This window comes from Armatimonadota bacterium, assembly GCA_020354555.1.
Taxonomy (GTDB): Bacteria; Armatimonadota; Hebobacteria.
This window is the reverse complement of sequence record CP070648.1, coordinates 2087222-2095484: the sequence shown is the minus strand read 5'-3', so window position 1 is coordinate 2095484 and position 8263 is coordinate 2087222. Positions and strand designations below refer to the sequence as shown.

Annotated in this window: 8 protein-coding genes; 1 reads left to right on the top strand and 7 read right to left on the bottom strand. The window is 67.0% G+C overall.

Features of this window, described 5'->3' with window-relative positions; translation table 11 throughout:
- The coding region (locus JSV65_08515; protein ID UCH36382.1) for an RDD family protein at window positions 1-654 on the bottom strand (654 nt) is incomplete at its 3' end.
- 52 nt (window positions 655-706) lie between these two features.
- Here JSV65_08515 and JSV65_08510 point away from each other — a divergent pair.
- A complete protein-coding gene (locus JSV65_08510; protein ID UCH36381.1) occupies window positions 707-1681 on the top strand; it encodes a stage II sporulation protein M in 975 nt (324 codons plus the stop codon).
- Window positions 1682-1685: 4 nt separating this feature from the next.
- Here JSV65_08510 and JSV65_08505 read toward each other — a convergent pair whose 3' ends face one another.
- The 6 genes from JSV65_08505 to JSV65_08480 all read right to left on the bottom strand — a co-directional run.
- The gene (locus JSV65_08505; protein ID UCH36380.1) at window positions 1686-2663 is read right to left on the bottom strand and encodes a hypothetical protein; all 978 of its coding nucleotides are present in this window, start codon (window positions 2661-2663) and stop codon (window positions 1686-1688) included.
- Window positions 2664-2896: 233 nt separating this feature from the next.
- A complete protein-coding gene (locus JSV65_08500; GenBank protein UCH36379.1) occupies window positions 2897-4276 on the bottom strand; it encodes a DUF58 domain-containing protein in 1380 nt (459 codons plus the stop codon).
- A complete protein-coding gene (locus JSV65_08495; protein ID UCH36378.1) occupies window positions 4239-5186 on the bottom strand; it encodes a MoxR family ATPase in 948 nt (315 codons plus the stop codon). The genes JSV65_08500 and JSV65_08495 overlap by 38 nt, the downstream gene beginning before the upstream one ends.
- Window positions 5187-5200: 14 nt before the next feature.
- Window positions 5201-6445, bottom strand: coding sequence for a DUF4350 domain-containing protein (locus JSV65_08490; protein UCH36377.1), 1245 nt, complete (start codon window positions 6443-6445; stop codon window positions 5201-5203).
- The gene (locus JSV65_08485) at window positions 6442-7431 is read right to left on the bottom strand and encodes a DUF4129 domain-containing protein (protein ID UCH36376.1); all 990 of its coding nucleotides are present in this window, start codon (window positions 7429-7431) and stop codon (window positions 6442-6444) included. Before JSV65_08485 ends, JSV65_08490 begins: the two co-directional genes overlap by 4 nt.
- A partial coding sequence (locus JSV65_08480) for a hypothetical protein (GenBank protein UCH36375.1) occupies window positions 7428-8263 on the bottom strand: 836 nt, incomplete at its 5' end. The genes JSV65_08480 and JSV65_08485, both read right to left, overlap by 4 nt.

Genomic DNA, 8263 nt, shown 5'->3' with positions numbered 1-8263 from the left:
GTTCTCCGGCAGCTCCACCCGGCGCGACAGGAAGCGGTCGACCACGGTAAACTCGTCGCGGCTCATGGCGCGCAGGTCAAGCAACGCCGGGTCGCCGAGCAAACGATACTGCCGCGGCGCGGGCGCGGGAGTCTGATACGCCGGTGCCGGGCGCGAATCCACGACCACGACCGTCCCCGCCGCGTAATCGCCGAGCCGCTTGCTGTCCTTGCTCAGGAACACGGCCAGGGCGCCGATGCCGTAGAAGCCGGGCAGGAAGTCCACGTAGCGGGCGATATTGCGCACGAACGCGGCGCGGAAATCGATGGGATAGCCGCCGTCGCGCATCACGCGGATCCCCGCCGCGCGCTTGCCCGGCGTCTGGCCGTGCCACACCGTTTCCCACAAGATGAAGTAACCCCAGATGATGCCGAAAATCGCGATAGCCATGAGCGCGATGAGCCAGGATGACGTCATCGCTCCCAGAAAGTCGATATCCAGGAACTCGATCTGCGACCCCAGGGCGCCCGCGAGTAATATGACAACGAGCACGACGATGAACTGAATGGAGGTGTCGAGCAGCATCGCGGCGAAGCGAGTCCCGATGCCCGCGAGGCGATAGGTGACCGATACCTGCTCCGGGGTAACGACCGTTCTCGTGTCGTCGAAGCTCATCCCAGCACCGCGGTAATCATTGTCAATTCCTGCCTCTTTGTCAAGGGAGACGGTGATCGACGAACGCTCGGCAGCGAGAAGACGAGCGCAGTGGGAGCGACTCGCGGCACTGGTCACCGACGCGTCGCGCCTGCGCGGATTGCGCGGGTTGTCCGAGAGCGATCTGCTCGAGTTTGGGCGCCTCTATCGGCGCGCGGCGTCCGACCTCTCGCACGCGCGCGCCTATGGCCTTGACGCGAAGGAGTTGGAGTACCTCAACTGGCTCGTCGGCCGTGCCTACGGATTGCTCTACGTATCCGAGTCCTCCGGCTGGGCCGGCGTGAGACGGTTCTTCCGCCGCGAACTGCCGCAGACGCTGCGTCGGCAGTGGCGGGTAATCGCCCTTGCCGGAGGCTTGTTCTTCGGCTCAGCGGCCCTCAGCGCGCTATTCTCCTTGCTGCGCCCCGATCTACTCGAACTCGTCAATCCCGGTCTCGCGGCGAGCGTCGACGCCATAGCGGAGCGGCACCGCGGCGGCGCGGACTTCCTGCCGGCGGACTTCCGCCCCGTGGCGTCGTCGTTGATTATGGTCAACAACGTCCAGGTATCCTTCCTCGCGTTCTCGACCGGCATTCTGCTCGGCCTCGGCACCTTGCTCGTGCTGGTGTTCAATGGGTTCGTGCTGGGGGCGCTTGCGGCAGGCGTTGGCCGCACCGACGCGGCGGTTCATTTCTGGGCGTTCGTCGCGCCGCACGGCGTGATCGAACTGCCGACGATCATCATCTCCGCCGCCGCCGGCCTGCTGCTTGGCTTTGCCGTCATCGCCCCGGGCGAATACAGTCGGATCGACGCGCTGCGCGTTGCCGGGCGACAAGCCGGCGTCATGATGCTGGGGGTCATCGCGTTCCTGGCGGTCGCGGGAGTGGTCGAGGGGTTCTTCTCGCCGGCGGTGATGCCGCCGGTCATCAAGTTCGCAGTCGCCGCCATCCTGGCGATGGGGTTTCTTGCTTACGTCCTCCTCGGCGGGCGCCAGCCGGAAAACCCGTAGCCGATCATCGGGCCCCCGGCGGAGCGGCGGGTGGCCGGCGCCGTCGGCGAAATGCCGACCAGGCCCAGATCGCCGCCAGGAATCCCGCGACGAGTATCAGGCCGGCCATCAGCACGCGACCGATCCGGCGTGACACCTCTGCAGCCTGCTCGGACCTGCGAATAGCGCGCTCTTGCTCAGCGGTCCTGTCCCGCACGACTGCTCGTTCGGCGAACGCCGGCTCGAAAGTCGCCGCCGGGATGCCCGCGTTGATCGCTAGGGACGTCACGCTGACGCTCGCTTCGCTCGTGGCCCCAGTGGCATGGCGCATCCTCTGCGTGACACTCACCGGGAACCACACGCCCCCCGATTCCTCCACCGCCTCCACTCGCACCTCGGCCGACGCCGAGGTGTTTCCCGTCGCGCGCCAGATCCTGGGGATGAAGCCGTGTGCATCGTCAATCCAGACGTACTGCTCAAGCCCGCGCCCACCGCGGCGACCGCCGCGAACCACTACCGCAAGTCCCTCACCGCCGAAGCGCTTCTCGGATTCGGCCCGAGCTATCCTCCCCGCTGCCGCCGCCTCCTCCAGCATATCCCACCTCGGCCGTTCCCCGCCCCATACGGTCGCACGCGGGTCTGCTGCCCAGAACGCGCCCATGTCGCGCCTCGTGCCGTCCCCCAGCAGGACTTCTCCTCTTACCTTGAAGATGACCCTGGCCGAAGAGGGATACTCACGTTGAATGCGCAGCTTCTTCCCGTCGAAAGCCCTTCGCTCGAGGGGCTCCGGCGTCGGGGCGCCAGTCGACGGGGGAGTCGAAGCCAGCTCTTCTATCAGAAACTTGCCGGGTTTGGACCATCGGAACCGAAACTTGGTGACCCCCGTCATCCCGGCGTGGAACTCATACTTGATGTCGGCTGAGAGGTCGTCTATGGCTTGGTAGTTCCGCTTCATCCCCGCCGCGCGCCGCGCGATCGCGGATTGGGTGCTTTCGCCGTTCATTCCGCCTGCCTGGGCGGTACACGGCAGCACAGCGCAAACGGGTGCGAGCAGCCAGACTGCCCGCCACCTAGGCGAGGGGCGCTTTCCAGCCCTACCACGATTCACGCTTCCCCCTTTTGGGACGGTGATCATAACGTCCCTATGCTGTTCGCCAAGACCTTGGCCGTCACATTGATTGAAGCGCTCTGAGGCTGTGCGGTTGCACTGACATACGATGCGCGAGGCGGGGACGGCTACAGCCGCGCCCGCGCCTTGATCTCGAGGTAGCGGTTGAGGACCTCGACCGACAGGTTCGCCGGCGTAGCGTCAAATGCAATGGCGCCGCGCTGTCGCAGCGCGTGCAGCGCGCGCTGGCGATCCGCAAGCAGCGTCGTCGCGACTGTGCGCTCGTACAGTGCTCGCGGCTGAGTCGGCGACTTCGCCGCGACGTCGTACAGCTCGTAGTCACTCAGCGCGGCGCACAGCACCAGGTGCCGCCCGGTGAGCAGTGTCACATAGCGCAGCAGTCGGGCGGACGAATCCGGGTCCGGCAGGTCGGTGAGCAGAATGACCAGCGCGCGCTTCCGAATGCGGTGCGCCGCCTCCATGAATGACCGGTAGTAATTGCTTTCCGCGCCGTGCGGCTGCAGTCCGTAGAGCGCATCGAGCACCAGCGAGAACTGCTGCTTGCGCGGGGGCACGAAGACGAGCGGCTCCTCCGCGAACGCATACAGCCCAACCCAGTCCCCCGCCTTGGCTGCCACATACGCGACCAGGGTCGCCGCATTCACGGCGTGATCCACTTTCGTCAGCAAGCCCAGATCGCTCGCCATTGTGCGACCGAGGTCAAGGCACAGTATGACGTGCTGGCTGCGCTCGATGTCGTACTCGCGGGTGATCGGTTCGGCGTGGCGCGCAGTGGCTTTCCAGTCAATGCGGCGCAGCTCGTCGCCGGGCACGTAATCGCGCAGTGATTCGAATTCGAGCCCGGTGCCCCGGATCCGCGCGGGCCTCACCCCGATGTCGAGCAGCCGCTCCTTGCGCGCCGCAAGCTCGTGCGCGCGGATGCTCGCCAGGTTGGGATATACCTTGACGCTGCGCTGCAGGTCGAACCGCACTTGGCGCACCACAAAGCCGAATCCCGCGGTCAGCCGCGCGTTGAGCGCGCCGAAAGCGAAGTCGCCTCGCCGCGGCGGAGTGACATGGTAGGTCTCGGTGCACTCGCTATCCCCGAGCAGGTCGCGCCATCGGTGCCAGCGATCGGTCACGAAGTCCAGCGGCGGCTCGTCGCGCAGCAGGCAGCGCAACGAATGCGACGACCGGCTGCGCACGACGAGCGTCACGGGATTGCGGACGCCGAGGGAAATGACGTCCTCGATCGCGCGGACGGCGCTGACGCGGCGCGTCTCGCGCAGCGCGCGTATATCGGCAACCACCGCAGCCGCGAGCGCCGCCCACCACAGCGCGCTCAGCCACGCGAGCGGCATCCACAGCGCGCCGGCGATCAGTAACAGCGCCCCGGCTCCCACCGCCGCACCCAGCCGTGCGCTCGGAAACCACCGCACGGACTTCGCGCGCGCCTCCGGTTCCGACTCGCTACCTCGGAACGGGGACTGCTGAAATGACACCGTCAATGAGCCCTTCTATCGTGAGGCCCTCAATCTCGGCCTCGGGCTTGAGGATGATGCGGTGGCGCAGGACCGGGTGCGCCATATCCTGCACATCGTCGGGGGTCACGAAATCGCGGCCCTCGGCCGCCGCGCGTATCTGCGCGCAGCGCAGCAGAGCCACCGCCGCGCGCGGACTCGCGCCCAGCACCGTGTGAGGCGACTCGCGCGTTCTCTGCGCCAGCGCCGCGATATACGCGATCATGTCATCGCGCACGGTCTGGCGCGCGAGTTCCTCACCCGCGGCCTCGATCTCCGCGAGGCCGATGAGCTGTTGCACCCCTGCCGAATCGAGGTCCTGCGGGTCCACGCCGCGCAGATGCAGTCGCAAAATATCCTGCTCCGCCGCCGGCTCCGGATAGCCCACATGCACCTTCATCAGGAAACGATCGAGCTGGGCCTCCGGCAGGGGATACGTTCCCTCGTACTCGATCGGGTTCTGCGTGGCCATGACGAAGAAGACGCCGTCCAGTGGATGATCAACGCCATCTATCGTCACGCAGCGCTCCTGCATCGCCTGGAGTAGGGCCGATTGTGTCTTGGGCGGGGTGCGGTTGACCTCGTCAACGAGCAGCACATTGGTGAACACTGGGCCCTTGACCAGGCGGAACGTGCGCGCCTGGATGTCGAAGACGTTGGTGCCGGTGACGTCGGCCGGCATCAAGTCGGGCGTGCACTGGACGCGCTTGAAGTCGGCGCCGACGCAGCGTGCCACGGCCCGGCTCAGCAGCGTCTTCGCGATCCCCGGCACCCCCTCCAGCAGCACGTGCCCGCGCGCGAGCAGGGCCGTCATGATGTGCGCGACCACCTCTTCCTGACCAAGCACGACCTTGCCGACTTGTGCCTGAACCTCGGGCATCAATTCCTTGATGGTCATCTCCGCTCCCGTCTTCAGATCTGTTTTATGCCGCGCACGGCGCCGTCCAGTTGTCGCACCAATCCCAGCGCCCGCGCTTCGGTCAGTGTCTCGGGCCCCTCGAGCGCGCCGCGGCACTGCCGCAGCACCTGGCCCAGCTCCTCAGCCGCGGGTTCGCTCACACGCGCCGCCGCCTCCGCAATCTGTGCCGCGTTCGCGTCCGCTGCTACCCCCAGCGCCACGCGCAGGTCCTGGAGGGCTGCCTCGTAAGCCGTGCGCAGCGCGAGTCGCGTGGCTTGACCTTTGCGCAGCAATGCCGTCATCGTACCGAGGAATTCACTGCGCTCCCTACGGCCGCGGTCGAGCGGGACAATCGCGCCGAAACGGCGGCTCCGTGCGTACATGACGACCAGCACGGCGAGCGCGAGTTGCGCCAGCCCCAGCTTCACCGGCAGCGGCATCACGGTCCACAGCAATTGCTCGCCGTACCCGTGGTGGTACTCGTCGAAATACACCGGCCCCGCTCGCGGCGGGCCCAGCGCGTTGAGGGTGAAGGTCAGATTGTCCGCGGTCCCGATGCCGTCGTTCGACAGGCTCCAGCCGCCGCACAGCACAACGACCGCGCCTTTGCCGATTCGGCTGTAGGCCGCCACGGTCCCTTTGTGGTCGGTGAACAACGGCACCGCACGGCGCAGGGCCTCGCCGAGCCGATCCGGCGGCTCTCCGGCGACGCTGCACGCGCCGCCGGGGCAGGCGCGGGGCGGGGGCTCCTCGTCCGACATCGCGGCTCCGGGTCGGTTGATGCGCCAGGCCGCGCGAACCGCGAGTCGCTCGACATCGCGAGCAAGGTACGTCGGCTGGACGGGTCGCGCGCGGCTCAGCGGCGCGAGGTCGAATTCCTCTTCTATCGCCGGATAGGACCACTCGAAGGACGGGAGCATCCAATCGCCCGCGAGAAATAGCGTGTGCCCCGCCGCGACCCACCGGTACAACGCACGCCACTCATGTGTGGTGACGGGCATCGCGGGTCCGACCATGACGAGGGCTCCCTGGCGCGGCAACGTGGCCGCGGCGAACGGCGCCCGCAGTCGCCGGGCGTCGTAGCCGAGTTCCTCCAGGGTCAGATAAAGCGCGCGGACGCCCCACGGCGCGCGGCTGTACGTCGTACGGTTGAGGTACTCGTTAGTGCTCGGCGCACCGCCGCCTCGGGCCACCGCAGCGACGACCACCATGACCGCGATCAGCCCCGCCAACCACCATGCCTCGCGAGGTACTCTCATGCGCCCGCCAGAGCCTCCAGTTGGCGCCATTGCGCCTCGGCTGTGGTGTACTCGCCCGGCCCTGCCGGCCGCATCCCGTACCACACTGCGGCGAAGACCGTGCTGAGCGAGGACAACGTATCCGCGAGGTCATGCCGGCCGCCCTGCCGCAGCGCGCGTGTGAATCTCCCGTCGGTGCGCGAGTCCACGTACCTGATATGGCCGGCCTCGTCCAGTTTCATCAGCGCCGCCATGTGCAGCGCGCGCACGGCGGCGCGGTAGTCCTGCGCCTTCAGTGCCGCTTCGGCGTCCGCCAGCCAGGCGCCGTGTGATTTGGCCGCAAGCGGTTGCGGTGCCACGGGCAGAGAGCGCGCGCGCCGCAAGGGCAGGCGCATTACGAGCCGCACGACGAGGATAAAGGCCACAACGCCGCAGAGCACCAGTATGGCGCGCACGATGAAACGCTGCCAACCCAGCGGCAGTTCGATGCCGGGGAGGTGCAGGCGAGTGAAGAGGTAGGCGATGGCGCGACTGACCCCCAACAGCGCGCGCATGGCCAGTCGGTTGAACCACGCCCGCGCCTTGTCGAGCGCGCTCGGCCTGAATTCGCGACGTTGCAGCACTCGCTCCAGCGCGCCGCGCGCATCGGCGGGCGGCGCCTTGGACTCGACCGCCATGTTGCGTTCCAAGTTGCGGAGAACGCCGGCAGCCGTGCGGATGCCGGCGCGGCCTTCCGTGACTTGCCCGCGAAGGGCGCGGATCAGATCGGTGTTATCTACCTTGATCGTCCGCCCGTCGGTGTCGGAGCGGACTTCAGCGTGTTTCGGCATGACCTCCAGAGCGGCTTTCGCGAGGGGCTTGGGGTCTTGGTCGCTCGCAGCAGCGTCCTCGAGGGCTTGCGCGGCGTGACCGATGACGCGGCCGTATTCAGCAGGCGTCATGACCTGTGCGGCCGCGGCGCGCCCAGAGGCAAACAGCACAACGGCCAGGACAACTGCGCGCGTCACACGCCTCCGCCTCCCTCGGTCGGTGGTTCAGGCGGCGGTGCCGGCGGCCACTGCGACGGCGTTGTAGGCGGGGCCTGCGGGGGCGCGGGGGGCGGTGGCTGAGCGGGAGATTCCCTGCCCAACTCGCGAGCGAGGACTTCGAGATCGAAGCCCTCCTTGCGGATACGCGAGTCGTAGTAGAGCAAGATGCTGGCAACGAGCCCGATCGGCACCGCAAGCGTCTGGGAAATCCCGCTCAGAACGCCCTCGGCAATCCACATGAACGGCACGTTTGCCCCCATCACGTCCTGCGCGATGAAGACCGGCAGCATGATCACCATCTGGACCACCCCTCCGATAAGCCCGGTGATCAGGCCGAGTACCAGCACCTGGGCCCAAACACCTTGACCGATGAGGAACTTGCTGCGCCAGATAGCACTGAAATAGCGCTTGTCCTCGATGATGAAGACCTCCGTCACGAACGCCGCCCAGAACCCGAAGACAATGATTCCGACGATGAGCAGTATCAGACCGCTCGCGACGAATACCGACGTCGCGAGCACGGTGAGGATAAACGGGATCAGCCGCCGCCCGATCTGCCGATACGACCCGCCGAACGTCGCCTCGTCGCCCATGTATCGGTCCGAGACTGCTTTGGTCAGCGCGCCGGTCACGAGCAGGTAGCCGGGCAGCGTAAAGATGCCGCCGATGATTTGCATCGCGAGGGAGGCGGACTGCAGCAGGGCGAGGGGCATGTACACGATTGCTGCGATGCCGAAGAACAGCCAGAAGTTGGCGCGGTAGAGCCGAAAGGTCTGGTCGATGATCTCCAACAGACCCATCGGCCGCAGTG

Excerpts from the sequence above, each read along its gene's own strand:
- JSV65_08495 (UCH36378.1), bottom strand. The coding sequence starts at position 5,186 with ATGACCATCAAGGAATTGATGCCCGAGGTTCAGGCACAAGTCGGCAAG.
- JSV65_08505 (UCH36380.1), bottom strand. The coding sequence starts at position 2,663 with ATGAACGGCGAAAGCACCCAATCCGCGATCGCGCGGCGCGCGGCGGGG.
- JSV65_08490 (UCH36377.1), bottom strand. The coding sequence starts at position 6,445 with ATGAGAGTACCTCGCGAGGCATGGTGGTTGGCGGGGCTGATCGCGGTC.